This window comes from Streptomyces sp. NBC_01591 (assembly GCF_035918155.1).
Classification (GTDB): domain Bacteria; phylum Actinomycetota; class Actinomycetes; order Streptomycetales; family Streptomycetaceae; genus Streptomyces.
The window spans coordinates 5,664,254-5,681,618 of the sequence record NZ_CP109327.1; the positions used below are offsets into that span (position 1 = coordinate 5,664,254).

Genomic DNA, 17,365 nt, shown 5'->3' on the forward strand with positions numbered 1-17,365 from the left:
GCTGCGCCCACCTGGTCGAACTGCGCGAAGGAGCCCCCGACGGGCCGCCCGCCCGGCGCCCGGCCCTGGTCAAGGGCACCCCCAGCCACATACCGATCCTCACCGAACTGCCGCCCGAGTTCTCACCGACCGAACAGCTCGTCGTCGGCGGTGAGTTGCTGACCGCGGACGCCGTACGGCTGTGGCGCGCGGCACGGCCCGGTGTCACGATCGTCAACGAGTACGGCCCGACCGAGACGACCGTCGGGTGCATGGAATTCCGGGTCGGCCCCGACGACGACCTCCCGGAGGCGGCCGTCCCGATCGGCCGCCCGTCGTGGAACACCGGCATCCTCGTCCTGGACAGCGCCCTGCGCCCGGTGGCCCCGGACGTCCCCGGCGAGGTGTACATCAGCGGCACCCACGTGACCCGCGGCTACCTGAACCGGCCCGGACTCACCGCGAGCCGCTTCGTGGCCGACCCGTTCGCCGCCGACGGCTCCCGGATGTACCGCACCGGCGACCTGGCCCGCTGGGGCACCGACGGCCAACTGCGTTTCGTCGCCCGCGTCGACGACCAGGTCAAGGTGCGCGGATACCGCATCGAGCTCGGCGAGATCGAGACCGTGCTCACCACCCACCCCGACGTGGCCCGTACCCTCGCCGTCGTACGCGAGGACCGGCCCGGGGACCGGCGGATCGTCGCCTACACGGTGCCCGCCGAGGGCCGCCCCGCACCCCGCGCCGAGGAGCTGCGCACCCACGCTGCCCGGCTGCTGCCCGACTACATGGTGCCCGCCGCCTTCGTCGCCCTCGACGAGTTCCCGCGCACCCCGAACGGCAAGCTGGACCGCGCCGCGCTGCCCGCCCCCGAGCTCGGCGCGGGCACCGGTGGCCGCGCCCCGCGCGGGCCCCGCGAGGAGCTGTTGTGCGGGCTGTTCGCCGAGGTGCTCGGCGTACCGCGGATCGGCACCGACGAGAGCTTCTTCGACCTCGGCGGACACTCGCTGCTGGTGACCCGGCTGGTCGGCCGGATCCGCACAGTGCTGGGTGTCGAACTGCCCATGCGCGCCCTCTTCGAGACGCCGACCGTGGCGGGCCTCGCCGCCCGGCTGGACGGTGCCGAGGCCGCCAGGCCGCCGCTCGTCCCGCAGCCCCGGCCGGAGCGGATACCCCTGTCGCTCGCGCAGCGGCGGCTCTGGTTCATCAACGAGGTCGACGGCCCCGGCGGCGCGTACACCGTGCCCCTCGCCGTGCGGCTCACCGGCGACCTGGACACCGGCGCCCTGCACGCCGCGCTCGGCGACGTCACCGAACGCCACGAGACGCTCCGCACCCTCTTCCCCGCCGAGGACGGCACCCCGCACCAGCGGGTCCTCGACCCGGACGCGGCCCGGCCCGCCCTGCCGGTCGTGGACATCGCCGAGGACGCGCTCCTGGCCGCGATGGCCGCCGAGGCGGGCCGCGGCTTCGACCTGGCGACCCGGACCCCGCTGCGCGCCACCCTGTACCGCACTGCCCCCGACACCCACGTACTGCTGCTGCTCTTCCACCACATCGCCACCGACGGCTGGTCGCTCGCCCCGCTGGGCCGGGACCTCTCGGCGGCGTACGAGGCACGCCTCGGCGGTACGGCCCCGCAGTGGCAGCCGCTGCCCGTGCAGTACGCGGACTACACCCTGTGGCAGCGGGAACTCCTCGGCGACGAGAGCGACCCGCAGAGCCTGATCTCCGGCCAACTCGACTTCTGGCGCACCGCGTTGGCGGACCTCCCCGACCAGCTGGAGCTGCCGGCCGACCGGCCCAGGCCCGCCGTGGCCGGCCTCGGCGGCGACACCGCGCAGTTCCGCCTCGACCCGGAACTGCACCAGCGGCTCACCGCGCTGGCCCGCGAGAACGACGTCAGCCTGTTCATGGTGCTCCAGGCCGCGGTCGCGGCCCTGCTCACCCGGCTCGGCGCGGGCACCGACATCCCGCTCGGCAGCCCCGTCGTCGGCCGGACCGACGACGCCACCACGGACCTGGTCGGCTTCTTCGTCAACACCCTGGTCCTGCGCACCGACACCTCCGGCGACCCCACCTTCCGCCGGCTCCTGGAGCAGGTCCGGGAGACCGACCTCGCCGCGTACGCCCATCAGGACGTGCCGTTCGAGCGGCTGGTGGAGGTCCTCAACCCGGCCCGCTCGCTCTCCCGTCACCCGCTGTTCCAGGTGATGATCACCCTCCAGAACAACGAGACCGCCGAGCTGCGGCTGCCCGCCCTCACCGCACGCCCCATGGAGGTCGGCACCGGCGTCGCCAAGTTCGATCTGTTCTTCGCGTTCGCGCAGGAGCGGTCCGCCGAGGCCCCCGACGGCCGGGCGGGCGGGCTCGAAGGCACCGTCGAGTTCAGCACCGACCTGTACGACCGGGCCACCGTCGACACCCTGCTGGCCAGGCTGGTCCGCCTGCTGGAAGGGGTGACCAGCGACCCGGACCGGTCCATCGGCCGGATCGAGATCCTCACCCCGGAGGAGCGCCACCGGGTGCTGGAGGAGTGGAACGACACCGTTCGCCCGCTCGCCCCGGACACCCTGCCCGCCCTCTTCGAGGCACAGGCGGCCCGCACGCCCGACGCCACCGCGGTGCTCGCCGACGACGGCGCGCTGAGCTACGCGGACCTCAACGCCCACGCCAACCGGCTGGCCCGGCTGCTGGCCGGACGGGGCGTGGGTCCCGAAAGTCTGGTCGCCCTCGCCGTGCCGCGCTCGACCACCCAGATCGTCGCGCTCCTCGCGGTACTCAAGGCGGGCGCCGCCTATCTGCCGCTCGACCCGGACTACCCCGCCGAGCGCCTGGCCCACATGGTCACCGACGCGGCGCCCGCGCTGCTGCTGACCACGGCCGCGACGGCCGGCCGGCTGCCGCGCGAGTGCACCGAGGCGACCACCCCCGTACTGCTCGACCGGCTGCCAGGCCTCGACGGGTACGCCGCGACCGATCTGCGCGACAGCGACCGGACCCGGCCGCTGCGGCCGGAGCACCCCGCCTACGTCATCTACACCTCCGGCTCCACCGGCCGGCCCAAGGGCGTGGTCATGCCCGGTGCGGCCATGGTCAACCTGATGGCCTGGCACGCCGGGGCGGTCCCGGGTGCCGAGGGCACCAGGACGGCGCAGTTCACCGCGCTCAGCTTCGATGTGTCGGCGCAGGAGATCCTCTCCGCACTGCTGCACGGCAAGTGCCTGGTCGTGCCGGACGACGCGGTGCGCCGCGACCCGGCCGCCTTCGCCGAGTGGCTGGACCGCCACCGGGTGCAGGAGCTGTACGCGCCCAGCCTGGTCATCGACGCACTCTTCGACGCCCTCGGGCCGGACGGCGAACTGCCCGCGCTGACCCAGGTGGCACAGGCCGGCGAGGCCCTGGTGCTCAGCGCCCGGATCCGGGACGCCCACCGGCGCGGCGGCTGGCGGCTGCACAACCACTACGGGCCCACCGAGACCCATGTGGTGACCGGCTGCACGCTGCCCGCCGACACCGACGACTGGCCCGCCACCGCGTCCATCGGCACCCCGGTGCGCAACACCCGTGCGTATGTGCTGGATGCGCGGCTGCGTCCGGTGGCGCCGGGTGTGGCGGGGGAGCTCTATCTCGCCGGGGCCGGGGTGGCCCGTGGTTATCTGAACCGTCCTGGGCTGAGTGCGGAGCGGTTCGTGGCCGATCCGTTCGCCCTGGTGGCGGGTGCGCGGATGTACCGCACCGGTGACCTGGCCCGGTGGGCCGGGGACGGGAATCTGGAGTACCTGGGGCGCACCGATCACCAGGTCAAGGTCCGTGGGTTCCGTATCGAGCCGGGTGAGATCGAGGCCGTGCTGGCCGCCCACCCCGGCATCGCCCGCGCCGTCGTCCTCGCACGCCAGGACGGCCCGGGACGCACCCGGCTGGTGGCCTACGCCGTACCCGCCGACGGTCAGGTGCCGGACACCGCCGCGCTGCGCCGGGCCGCGGCCGCCGCACTGCCCGAACACATGGTCCCGGCCGCCTTCGTGATCCTGGACGCGCTGCCGCTGACCCCCAACGGGAAGCTCGACCGGCGTGCGCTGCCCGAGCCCGAAACCGGCAGCGGCCGTGCCCCGGCCACCCCGGAGGAGGAGCGGCTGTGCGCGCTGTTCGCCGAGGTCCTGGGCGTGGACACGGTGGGCGCCGAGGACGGGTTCTTCGAGCTGGGCGGACACTCGCTGCTGGCGACCAAGCTGGTCAGCCGGATCCGTACGGAGTTCGGCGTCGAACTCCCCGTACGGGCCCTGTTCGAGGCCCCCACGCCGGAACAGCTGGCCGACTGCCTCGGTGCTGCGGACACCGCCCGCCGGGCGCTGCGGCCGATGGCACGGCCCGAGCTGCTGCCGCTGTCCTACGCCCAGCGGCGGCTCTGGTTCATCAACCGCATGGACCCGCAGGACGCCCGCTACAACCTCGCGCTGGCCGTGCGGCTGACCGGAACGCTGGACGCCACCGCACTGCGGGCCGCGCTCGCCGATGTCGTGGCACGCCACGAGAGCCTGCGGACCGTCTTCCCCGAGGTCGACGGCGAACCCCGTCAGCGGGTGCTCGACGAGCTGCGGCCGGAGCTGGACACCGTGTACCTCGGCGAAGGCGCGCTGCCCGCGGCCCTGGCCGCCGAGGCCGGGCGCGGCTTCGACCTGACCGGTGAACCGCCGCTGCGGGCCACCCTGTTCTCGCTCGGCGCCGACTCCCACGTCCTGCTGCTCGGGCTGCACCACATCGCCGGTGACGGCTGGTCGCTCGCCCCGCTGGGCCGGGACCTCTCGGCGGCATACGAGGCACGCCTCGGTGGTACGGCCCCGAAGTGGGCGCCGCTGCCCGTGCAGTACGCGGACTACACCCTGTGGCAGCGCGAGATCCTCGGCGACGAGGACCGGGCGGACAGCGACATGTCCCGCCAACTCGCCCACTGGAAGGCCGCATTGGCCGGTCTGCCGGATCAGCTGGAATTGCCGGCCGACCGGCAGCGGCCGGCGGTGGCGACCTTCCGGGGCGGCCGTGCCCCCGTACGGATCGACGCCGCCCTGCACGGGCGTCTGGTCCGGCTGGCCCGGCAGCGCTCCACGAGCCTGTTCATGGTGGTGCAGGCGGGGCTCGCGGCCCTGCTCACCCGGCTCGGCGCGGGCACCGACATCCCCGTCGGGACCGCCGTCGCCGGCCGGACCGACGAGGCGCTCGACGAGCTGGTCGGCTGCTTCATCAACACCCTGGTCCTGCGCACCGACACCTCCGGCGACCCGTCCTTCGGTGAACTCCTCGACCGCGTCCGGGAGACCGACCTCGCCGCGTACGCCCATCAGGACGTGCCGTTCGAGCGGCTGGTCGAGGTCCTCAACCCGGCCCGCTCGCTCTCCCGTCACCCGCTGTTCCAGGTGATGATCACGCTCCAGAACAACGAGACCGCCCGCCTCGGCCTGCCCGGACTCGACGTCCGGCCCGAGGACATCGGCGGCGGCGCGGTCCGCTTCGACCTGCTGCTGGACCTCGCCGAGCGGTTCACCGCCGACGGGACACCGGACGGCCTGGCCGGCGCACTCGACTACAGCGCCGACCTCTTCGACCCGGCCACGGCGCAGCGGATCACCGAACAGTTCGTCCGCGTCCTGGAAGCCGGTGCCGCCGACCCCGGACTGCCGATCGGCGACATCGACGTGCTCGGGCCGCAGGAACGCCACCGGGTGCTGGAGGAGTGGAACGACACCGCGGCCGAACTGTCCGGCGCGACCCTGCCCGCACTCTTCGAGGCACGGGCGGCCCGCACCCCGGACGCCGTCGCCCTGCTCACCGAGAACGGCACGGACACCTGCGTCGAGCTGACCTACGGGCAGCTCAACGCCCGCGCCAACCGCCTGGCACACCGGCTGATCGCGGCCGGCGCCGGACCGGAGCGGTTCGTCGCACTGGCCCTGCCGCGCTCGGCGGAGCTCGTCGTCGCGATGCTGGCCGTGCTCAAGACCGGCGCCGGCTATCTGCCGGTGGACCCGGACTACCCGGCCGACCGCATCGCCCACATGCTCGCCGACGCCCGCCCGGTCCTCGTCGTCACCGACGACGAGGAGTTCGACACCGGTGACCCCGGGCGGCCGGTCGTCCACCCGGCCGACGACCCGTACGGTGCCGACGCCACGACCCCGCTGCCCGACACCGACCCGACCGACGAGGACCGCCTCGCTCCGCTGACCCCCGCCCATCCCGCGTACGTCATCTACACCTCCGGCTCCACCGGCCGGCCCAAGGGCGTGGTGATCCCGCACTCCGGGCTGGTCAACTTCCTCACCGCGATGACGGACCGCTTCCCCCTCGGGGCGACCGACCGGCTTCTCGCCGTGACCACGGTCGCCTTCGACATCCACACCCTGGAGATCCACGCCCCGCTCATCGACGGCGCGAGCGTGGTCCTGGCGGACCGCGCGACCGTACGCGACCCGGACGCCCTCGCCGCCCTCGCCGAACGCACCGGGGCCACCCTGATGCAGGCCACCCCGTCCCTGTGGCAGGAACTGGTCACCGGCCACCCGGAACGGGTGCGGGGGCTGCGCATGCTCGTCGGCGGCGAGGCACTGCCGCCCGGCCTCGCGGCCGCCATGCGGGAGCTCGCCACGGAGGTCACCAACCTCTACGGGCCCACCGAGACGACCGTCTGGTCCACGGCCGCCGCGCTCACCGACCGGCCGGGCGCCCCCGCCATCGGCACCCCGGTGCGCAACACCCGTGCGTATGTGCTGGATGCGCGGCTGCGTCCGGTGGCGCCGGGTGTGGCGGGAGAGCTCTATCTCGCCGGGGCCGGGGTGGCGCGCGGTTATCTGAACCGTCCTGGGCTGAGTGCGGAGCGGTTCGTGGCCGATCCGTTCGCCCTGGTGGCGGGTGCGCGGATGTACCGCACCGGTGACCTGGCCCGGTGGGCCGGGGACGGGAATCTGGAGTACCTGGGGCGCACCGACCACCAGGTCAAGGTCCGTGGGTTCCGTATCGAGCTGGGTGAGATCGAGGCCGTGCTGGCCGCCCACCCCGAGGTCGCCCGCGCCGTCGTCACCGTCCACGCCCAGGGCTCGCCGGACGCCCGCCTCGTCGCCTACCTGGTGCCCTCGGGGGACCGGGAGCCCCGACTCGGCGCGGTGCGCGAGCACGCGGGTGCGGTGCTGCCCGAGCACATGGTGCCCGGCGCCGTCGTCGTCCTCGACGCGCTGCCGCTGACCCCCAACGGGAAGGTGGACCGGGCCGCCCTGCCGGACCCGGAGTTCGGGACCGACGCGGCGGGGCGCGCCCCGCGCACCCCCGCCGAGGAGATCCTGTGCGGGATGTTCGCCGAGATCCTCGGCGCGGACCGGGTGGGGCCCGACGACAGCTTCTTCGACCTGGGCGGCCACTCGCTGCTCGCCACCCGGCTGGTCAGCCGGATCCGTACCGCCTTCGGCGTCGAACTGCCCATCCGGGCCCTGTTCGAGGCACCCACCGTGGCCCGGCTCACCGTCCACCTGGACGAGGCCGCCGCCGCCCGGCGGGCCCCGGCCGCCGTCCCGGACCGGCCCGAACGGATACCGCTCTCCTTCGCCCAGCGGCGGCTCTGGTTCATCAACCGCTTCGACGAGCAGAGCAGCACGTACAACATGCCCTTCGCGGTACGGCTGCGCGGCGCCCTCGACGCGGGGGCCCTGCGCCTGGCGCTGGCCGACGTCGTCGACCGGCACCAGAGCCTGCGCACCACCTTCCCCGAAGTGGACGGGGTGCCCTGCCAGCACGTGCTGCCCACCGCGGACGCCGCACCGCCGATGCCCGTCGTCGTCACCACCGAGGAGAGCCTCCCCGGCGAACTGGCCGCCGAGGCGGGCCGCGGCTTCGACCTCGCCGCCGAACCGCCCCTGCGCGCCACGCTGTTCGCGCTCGCGCCCGAGGAGCACGTGGTGCTCCTGCTGGTGCACCACATCGCCGGTGACCGCTGGTCGCTGGCCCCGCTCGCCGGTGACCTGGCCGCGGCGTACGCGGCACGGAGCGCGGGCGAGGCCCCCGACTGGGCGGAACTGCCGCTCCAGTACGTGGACTACACCCTGTGGCAGCACCGGGTGCTCGGCTCCGACGAGGACCCCGACAGCGTCATCTCCCGCCAACTGGCCTTCTGGACCGAGGCGGTGGAGGGCCTGCCCGAGGAGCTCGACCTGCCCACCGACCGGCCGCGCCCGGCCCGTACCGACTTCAGGGGCGACGAGGTCACCTTCGAGCTGAGCCCGGAACTGCACACCCGGCTCGCGGACCTGGCGCGCACCCATCAGGCCAGCCTCTACATGGTGCTCCAGGCCGGACTCGCGGCCCTGCTCACCCGGCTCGGCGCCGGCACCGACCTGCCGATCGGCTGCGCGGTCGCCGGACGGGACGACGAGGCCCTCGACGAGCTCGTCGGCTTCTTCGTCAACACCCTCGTGCTGCGCACCGACACCTCCGGCGACCCGGGGTTCGCGGAGCTGCTCGACCGGGTCCGGCGCACCGACCTGGCCGCGTTCGCCCACCAGGACCTGCCCTTCGAGCTGCTCGTCGAGAAGCTGAACCCGGAGCGGGTAGCGGGCCGGCACCCGCTGTTCCAGATCGCGCTCGGGCTGCAGAACGCCACGCCCGAACCGCGTGACCTGACCGGTCTCGACACCCGGGCCGAGCCGCTCGGCGTCCAGGTGTCCCGCTTCGACCTGCTGTTCAACCTGGTCGAGCGGCACGACGCCGACGGCCGGGCCGCCGGGCTGTTCGGCGTCGCCGAGTACAGCACCGACCTGTTCGACGCCGGCACCGTACGCGGACTGACCGACCGGCTGGAGCGGCTCCTCCTGGCGGCCGTCGCCGACCCGGACCTGCCGATCGGCGCACTCGACCTGCTGGCGCCCGAGGAGCGCCACCGGGTGCTCGTCGAATGGAACGACACCGGCCGCGAGGTCCCCGCGCTGCCGGTGCCCGCCCTCTTCGAGGCACAGGTGTCCAGGGCCCCCGGCCGTACCGCGCTGGTGCACGGGGACCGCACCCTGACGTACGCCGAACTCGACGCGCAGGCCAACCGGCTGGCCCGGGTCCTGGCGGACCGGGGCGTCGGACCGGAGCGGATCGTGGCCCTCGCGCTGCCCCGGAGCATCGACCAGGTGGTCGCCGTGCTCGCCGTGCTCAAGGCGGGCGGCGCCTATCTGCCGGTCGACCCGGACTACCCGGCCGACCGCATCGCGTACATGCTGGCCGACTCCCGGCCCACACTGCTGATCAGCCACGCGGGAATCGCCGCCACACTGCCCGGACACGACACACCCGTGCTGCTGCTCGACGCGCCGGAGACCGGCCGCGAGACGGCCGCGTACCCCGACGGCGTCCTCACCGACGCCGAGCGCACCCGGCCGCTGCTGCGCGGCCACCCCGCGTACGTGATCTACACCTCGGGCTCGACCGGGCGCCCCAAGGGCGTCGTCGTGTCCCACGAGGGCCCGGCCAGCCTGGCCTTCGGCCAGATCGACCGGTTCGCGGTCGGCGAGGACGCCCGGGTGCTGCAGTTCGCCTCGCCCAGCTTCGACGCCGCCTTCTCCGAGCTGTGCATGGCCCTGCTGTCGGGCGCCGCCCTGGTGCTCGCGGAACGCGACCGGATGCTTCCCGGCGCCCCGCTGGCCGAGCTGATGGACACCGAGCGGATCACGCACGTCACCCTGCCGCCCGTCGCCCTGACGGTGCTGCCGCCGGAAGCCATGCGCACGGTCACCACCCTGGTCGTCGCGGGCGACGCGGTCTCCCGCGAATCGGTCGCCCGCTGGTCCCGCGACCGCCGGATGATCAACGCCTACGGGCCCACCGAGACGACGGTGTGCGCCACCATGAGCCGGCCCCTGTCCGCCGGGGACGGCGCACCGCCGATCGGCCGCCCCATCGACAACGCCCGGGTGTACGTCCTGGACGCGCGGCTCGCCCCGGTGGCCCCGGGCGCGGTCGGTGAGCTGTACGTCGCGGGCGCGGGCCTGGCCCGCGGCTACCTGGGCCGCCCCGCACTGACCGGCGGGCGGTTCGTCGCCGACCCGTTCTCCCCGTCCGGCGGCCGGATGTACCGCACCGGCGACCTGGTGCGCTGGGGCGGCGACGGCGAACTGCGGTTCGTCGGCCGGGCCGACCACCAGGTCAAGGTCCGCGGCTTCCGCATCGAACCGGGCGAGGTCGAATCGCTGCTGTCCGGCCACCCCGACGTGGCGCAGGCCGCGGTGATCGTGCGCGAGGACCGGCCGGGCGACCGGCAGCTCGTCGGGTACGTGGTCCCCGCCGAGCGCTCCGCCCGCGCCGACGGCGCCGACGAGGGCACCGACGCGGCGGATCAGGTCGACGAGTGGCGCGAGGTCTACGACACGCACTACCGCCAGGAGGCCGAGGCCGGGGCGTTCGGTGAGAACTTCTCCGGCTGGCTGAGCAGTTACGACGGCACGCCCATCGAGCTGGAGCAGATGTGGCAGTGGCGGTCGTCCACGGTGGAGCGCATCCTCGCGCTGAACCCGGCACGGGTCCTCGAACTCGGCGTCGGCAACGGCCTGATCCTGTCGAAGGTCGCCCCGCACGTCGAGACGTACTGGGGCACCGACTTCTCCTCGGAGGCCATCGAGGCGCTGCGCGCCCAGGTGGACCGGGAGCCCGGTCTCGCCGGACGGGTGGAGCTGCGCACCGGGGCCGCCCACGAGACGGACGGGCTGCCCCGGGGCTTCTTCGACCTGGTGGTCGTCAACTCGGTCGCCCAGTACTTCCCGGACGCCGGTTACCTGGAGGACGTCGTACGCAAGGCGGTCGCCCTGGTGGCGCCGGGCGGCACCGTCTTCGTCGGGGACGTACGCAACCTGCGTACCCTGCGCGGCTTCGCGGCCGGGGTGACGCTGAACCGCTGGTCGCCCGATGAGGGCCTGGCCGCGCTGCGCCGGGGCGTCGAGCAGAGCGTCGTGATGGAGAAGGAACTGCTGGTCGACCCGGCCTTCTTCGGCGCCCTGGCCGAGACCGTTCCGGGTCTGTCCGCCGATGTCCGGATCAAGCGTTCCACCTTCGGCAACGAACTGACCAGGCACCGTTACGACGCGGTCCTGCACACGGGCGGCTGGCCCGAGGCCCCCGTGCTGCGGGAGCTGGCGTGGGACGCCGTCACGGGCGGCCTCGACGGGCTGACCGCCGTGCTGGAGTCCTCGGACGCGGAGCTGCGGGTGAACGGTGTGCCCAACGCCCGGCTCGCCGGTGAACTCGGTGCGCTGCGGGAGCTGGAGGCGGAGGCGGAACCGTCCGCCGTCGTCGAGACGTGGCTCCGTCCGGACAGCGCCGGTGTGGAGCCCGAGGAGCTGTGGCTGCTCGCCGGAAGGCTGGGCAGGCCCGTGGCCGTGACCTGGTCGGACGGCGGGGGCGAGGGGGCGATGGACGTGGTGTTCGGCGCCCCGGGCGACGAGACGCCCACGGTGTGCCCGAAGGCCCGCCCCGGCGTCCCGCTCGGCTCGTACACCAACGACCCGGTGGGCAACCGCGAGGTCGGCAGCCTGGTCGCCGCGCTGCGCACCCACCTCGCCGGGCGGCTGCCCGACTACATGGTCCCCGCGGCGATCGTGGCGCTGGAGGCCCTGCCGGTCACCCCCAACGGAAAGCTGGACCGGCGGGCGCTGCCCGCACCGGACTTCGACGCCGCGTCCGGCGGACGCGCACCGGGGACCGAGCGCGAGGAGCGGCTGTGCGCGCTGTTCGCCGAGGTCCTCGGGCTGTCCTCGGTCGGCGCGGAGAGCAGCTTCTTCGAGCTGGGCGGCGACTCCATCCTCTCCATCCAGCTGGTCAGCCGGGCCCGCAGGGCGGGTCTGGTGATCACCCCGAGGGAGGTCTTCGAGCACAAGACCGTCGAGGCGCTGGCCGTGGTGGCGGGCACCGTCGACGCCACCCGGCAGGCCGAGCCCGACGTCCCGGTCGGCGAGCTCCCGTACACGCCGATCATGCACTGGCTGGCCGAACTGGGCGGCCGGAGCGACGCGTTCAGCCAGTCCATGCTGGCGCCCGTCCCGGCGGGCTGCGACACCGCCACGGTGACCGCGGCCCTGGACGCGCTGCTGGACCACCACGACGCACTGCGCGCCACGAAGGCCCCCGCCCCCGCCCGGACACTGGACATCCGCCCGGCCGGCGCGGTCACCTCCGCCGACGTGCTGCGCCGCGTGGACGTCACGGGCCTGGAGGACACGGCGGTACGTGTCGTCGTCGACGAACACGCCGCACAGGCCGTGCGCCTGCTCGACCCGGAGAACGGCGTCATGCTCCTGGCGACCTGGTTCGACGCCGGCCCCGGCGCGCCCGGCTGCCTGCTGCTGACCGCCCACCACCTGGTCGTCGACGGGGTGTCCTGGCGGATCCTGCTGCCCGACCTGGACCAGGCGCTGGCCGCCGCGGCCTCCGGGCGCGAGCCCGTGCTGCAACCGGTGGGCACCTCGCTGCGGGCCTGGTCGAAGTGGCTCGGCGAGGAGGCCGTGCACCCGGCCCGGACCGCCGAACTGCCCTACTGGCAGCGGACGCTGGCCGGTCCGGACGGCGAGAACGGCGAGAACGGCCACAACGGCCGGACCGGCCCGGACCCGCTGCTCGGCGCCCGCCCGCTGGACCCGCGCCGCGATGTGGCCGCCACCCTGCGCCGCTTCACACTGCGGCTGCCCGCCACCGGCCTGCTGACGTCCGTCCCGACGGCCTTCCACGCCGGGGTGGCCGACGTACTGCTGACCGGCCTCGCGCTGGCGGCGACCCGTCGCCGCGCCCCGGCCGGAGGCGGTGGCACCCTGCTGGTGGACGTCGAGGGGCACGGCAGGTACGAACCGGAGGGCATCGACCTGTCCCGTACCGTCGGCTGGTTCACCGCGCTCTACCCGGCCCGGCTCGACCCGGGCGCACCCGACTGGGACGAGGTGCGGACCGGCGGCCCCGCCGTCGGTCAGGCGCTCAAGCGCGTGAAGGAACAGCTGCGCGCGGTGCCCGGCGACGGGCTCGGCCACGGGCTGCTGCGCCACCTCAACCCGGAGACCGCCGAGGTGCTGGCCCGGTTCGACGCCCCGCAGCTCGCGTTCAACTACCTGGGACGGGTCCCCGGCAGCGGCGGCCCCGCCGCCACGGGGGACGAGGGCACCGTCACCACCGGCAGCGGCGGCTTCGACCCCCGTATGCCGCTGGGACACGCGCTGGAGCTCAACTGCCTGGTCGAGGACGGCCCGGACGGACCATGGCTGTCGGCCACCTGGTCCTGGCCCGGCGAGCTGCTGACCGATCAGGAGGTGCGCGCGCTCGCCGACGACTGGTTCACCGCGCTGGAGGGCCTGGTGGCCCACGCCGGACAGCCGGGAGCGGGCGGGCGCACCCCCTCCGACCTGCCGCTGGTCCCACTGGCCCAGGACGAGATCGAACGGCTGGAGCGTGCCTGGCCGCTGCTGGACGAGGTGCTGCCCCTGGCCCCGCTCCAGGAGGGGCTGCTCTTCCACGCGCTCTACGAGACGGACGCCGACAGCTACACCGTGCAGCTGTCCCTGGACATGACCGGTGAACTGGACGGCGACGCGCTGGCCGCCGCCGCCGGACAGGTACTGCGCCGCCACGGCAACCTGCGTGCCGGGTTCTGGCACGAGGGCGGCGGACAGCCGGTGCAGTTCATCCCCGCCGAGGTAGAACTCCCGTGGTTCTCCTACGACGTGACCGCGCACCCCGAGGAGGACCGGGAGGCAGAACTGGAACGGATCCTCTCCGCCGAGCTGGCGGCGGGCTTCGACCCGGCGCGTCCGCCGCTGATCCGTTTCGCCCTGGTGCGGCTCGCGGCCGACCGGTACCGGTTCGTGGTGACGAACCATCACATCCTGCTGGACGGCTGGTCGATGCCGGTTCTGCTGGCCGAACTCGCCGCCTGCTACGCGGGTCAGGGCTCCGCCCTGCCCCGGGTCACCCCCTACCGGGACTACCTCGGCTGGCTGGCCGTGCAGGACCGTGCGGCCGCCGAACTGGCCTGGGGCCAGGCACTGGACGGCCTGGAAGAGCCGACCCTGCTTGCGCCGCCCGGCAGCGAACCGGCCGTCGCGGAGCGCCTCGAAGTGGATCTGCCCGCGGACTTCACCGCGGAGCTGACCGCCGCCGGACGGCGCCTCGGCGTCACGCTCAACACCCTGGTGCAGACGGCCTGGGGCGTGCTCCTGGGCCGGCTGACCGGCCGTGACGACGTGACCTTCGGTGCCACCGTGTCCGGCCGGCCCCCGGAGATCGCCGGGATCGAGACCATGGTCGGGCTCTTCATCAACACCCTGCCGGTACGGATCCGGCTCCGGCCCGAGGAGACCCTTGCCGCGCTGCTGGACCGGGTGCAGTCGGAGCAGCTCGCGCTGCTGCCGCACCAGTACCTCGGCCTCGCCGACATCCAGCGGATCGCCGGAATCGGTGAACTCTTCGACACCGCGACCGTCTTCGAGAACTACCCCACCACGCCGGGCGGACTCGCCGCCCCCGACGGTGCGGCACCCGCCGTACAGGTCTCGTCGACCGATCTGCGCGATGCCACGCACTACCCGCTGAGCCTGGCCGCGGCCCTCGTCGGGGACCACCTCCATGTGCGGCTCGACCACCGGCCCGACGTGCTCGGCCGGGAGGAGGCAGGACGGCTCGTCGACCGGCTTCGGCAGGTGCTGCGGACCATGGCCGAACAACCCGGCACCCGGGTCGGCCGACTGGACCCGCTGCCCTCGGCGGAGCGCGACCGGCTGCTGGCCTCGGGCGACGACCGAGGCTCGCAGGTCGCGGCGGCGACCCTGCCGGAACTCTTCGAGGCGCAGGCCGCCCGCACCCCGGACGCCCTCGCCGTCATCGCGGACGGCACCTGGCTCGACTACGCGGAGCTGAACGCGCGGGCCAACCGGATGGCCCGGCTGCTGGTCTCCCGGGGTGCCGGCCCCGACCGCCTCGTCGCGGTCATCGGCCCCGCGTCGGTGGACTGGCTGGTCGCCCTGCTCGCGGTCGCCAAGTCGGGAGCCGGATACGTACCGCTCGACCCCGGCCTCCCGGCCGACCGGATCGCGTTCCTGCTCGACGACACCCGGCCGGCGCTGGTGCTGGCCACCGGGCCGTCGCACGGGCTGCCGGGGCCGGTCACCGGAACCGCCGCACTCGCGGCGGCCGGTGCCGGACTCCCGGACGGGAACCTCACCCAACGCGAACGCAACAGCCCGCTGCGGCCGGGCCACCCGGCGTACGCGATCCACACCTCGGGTTCCACCGGGCAGCCCAAGGGCGTCCTCGTCACCCACGCGAACCTGACCAACCTGGCCGCCGACCACATCGCACGGTTCGGGATCACGGCCGGCAGCAGGGTGCTCCAGGCGGTGTCGACCAACTTCGACCCGTCGCTCGCCGACGTGGCGATGGCGCTGCTCTCGGGCGGCACCCTGGTGCTGCCGCCGTCCGTCGGGCTGACCGGTGAGCAACTGGCCGGTGTGCTGGAGCGGGAGGCCGTCACCCATGTGATGCTGGCGGCGCCGGTCGCCGCGACCCTGCCGGACCGGGCGCTGCCCGCGCTGCGGGCCCTGGTCCTGGGCGGTGAGTCCCTGAGCCGGTCGCTGGTGGCCCGGTTCGCCGAGGGGCGGCAGGTGTTCAACGCCTACGGGCCCACCGAGACGACCGTCGCCGCGACCGTCAGCGCCCCGCTCGCACCGGTGGGCGGCGTGCCGCCGATCGGCCGGCAGATCCGGGGAGCGGCGGCCTACGTCCTGGACGGGGCGCTGCGGCCGGTGCCGGAGGGAACCGTCGGTGAGCTGTACGTGGCGGGCGCGGGCGTGGCCCGCGGCTATCTGAACCGGCCCGGCCTCACCGGGCACCGGTTCGTCGCCGACCCGTTCACGGGCGACGGTGCGCGGATGTACCGCACCGGCGACCTGGTGCGCCGCCGGGCCGACGGCGACCTGGAGTTCACCGGACGGGCCGACCAGCAGATCAAACTGCGCGGGTTCCGCATCGAGTTGGGTGAGATCGAGTCCGTGCTGGCGGACTGCCCCGGGGTGGCCAGGGCCGCCGTGGTGCTCCGGGAGGACCGGCCGGGCGCCCGCCGCCTGGTCGCCTACCTGGTGCCCCGGGACGGCCATGAGCCCGTCGACCCGCGCGCCCACGCGGCCGCCGCGCTGCCGCAGTACATGGTGCCGTCGGTGTTCGTGACGCTGGAGAGGCTGCCGCTCACGGTGAACGGCAAGGTGGACCGGGCGGCGCTGCCCGAGCCCGTGACGGACCCGGTGGCGGCGCGCGGGCCGCGCTCCCCGCGCGAGGAGGAGATGTGCCGGCTGTTCGGCGAGATGCTCGGCCTCGACCGGGTCGGCGTCGACGACGACTTCTTCGCACTCGGCGGGGATTCGCTCTCCGCGACGCGGCTGACCGGCCGGGTGCGGACCGTGTTCGGGGTCAGGGCGAGCATCAGCACGCTCTTCCGGTACCCGACCGTCGCCGAATTCACCGAACGTATCGGTACGGACGGCGAACAGGATCCGTTCGATGTGCTGTTGCCGCTGCGTACCGGCCAGGACGGCCCCGCGCTGTTCTGTGTGCACCCTGCGGCCGGAATCAGTTGGACCTATTCCGGATTGCTGCGGCACATTGATCCGCAGTATTCGGTCTATGGAATTCAGGCGCGCGGACTTTCCGGCCCCGCCGAACTTCCGGAGACCATTGCGGAAATGGCGGCCGACTATCTGGAGCGGATTCGCGAGGTGCAGCCGAGCGGTCCGTACCACCTGCTCGGCTGGTCGATCGGCGGCGTGATCGCGCACGAGATGGCCGTCCAGCTCCAGGAGGCCGGCGAACAGGTCGAGCTGCTGGCCGCGCTGGACGCCTACCCCGAGGCCGTCACGGGGGAGCGGCCGGCCGCCGACGAGGCCGATGTGCTGGCAGCGCTGCTCCAGTTCACCGGAATCGACCCGGCACAGGTCACGCAGGAGCTCACCGCAGGACTGGTCGCCGGGCTCGTGGCCGGCACCGGGAGCGCCCTGTCCGGCCTGGACGAGGAGCGGATCTCCGCCCTGGTCGCCGCATGCAGGAACATGCAGCGGGCCACCCATCGGCCTCGTCTTTTCAGCGGCGACCTCCTAATGTTCGTCGCAACGCGGAACAAGAATTCCGGGTCGCCGAATCCGCAGGCATGGTCGCCCTATACGGGCGGTCGCATCCACACCGTGAACATCGACTGTGACCACGACGACATGACGAATGCCGAACCGATCGGACACATCGGCCGGGTACTCGCAGAGAAACTCGGTGCCATGAAGGTCACGGGCCCCGCGTCCTGAATTCGAAGACCGAATCCTGACACATTCCTGATTGAGGAGGCACCCGA

At 73.9% G+C, this 17,365-nt stretch carries 1 protein-coding gene (only partly in view); it reads left to right on the forward strand.

Annotation, left to right across the window (positions count from 1 at the left end; all coding sequences use genetic code 11):
- Window positions 1-17,318 carry the 3' portion of a non-ribosomal peptide synthase/polyketide synthase gene (locus tag OG978_RS26440; protein WP_326767594.1) on the forward strand. It extends 2,017 nt beyond the left edge of the window, so 17,318 of the gene's 19,335 nt are visible here — the last part of the coding sequence; its start codon lies beyond the left edge, outside the window; the stop codon is at window positions 17,316-17,318.
- Window positions 17,319-17,365: the final 47 nt, after the last annotated feature.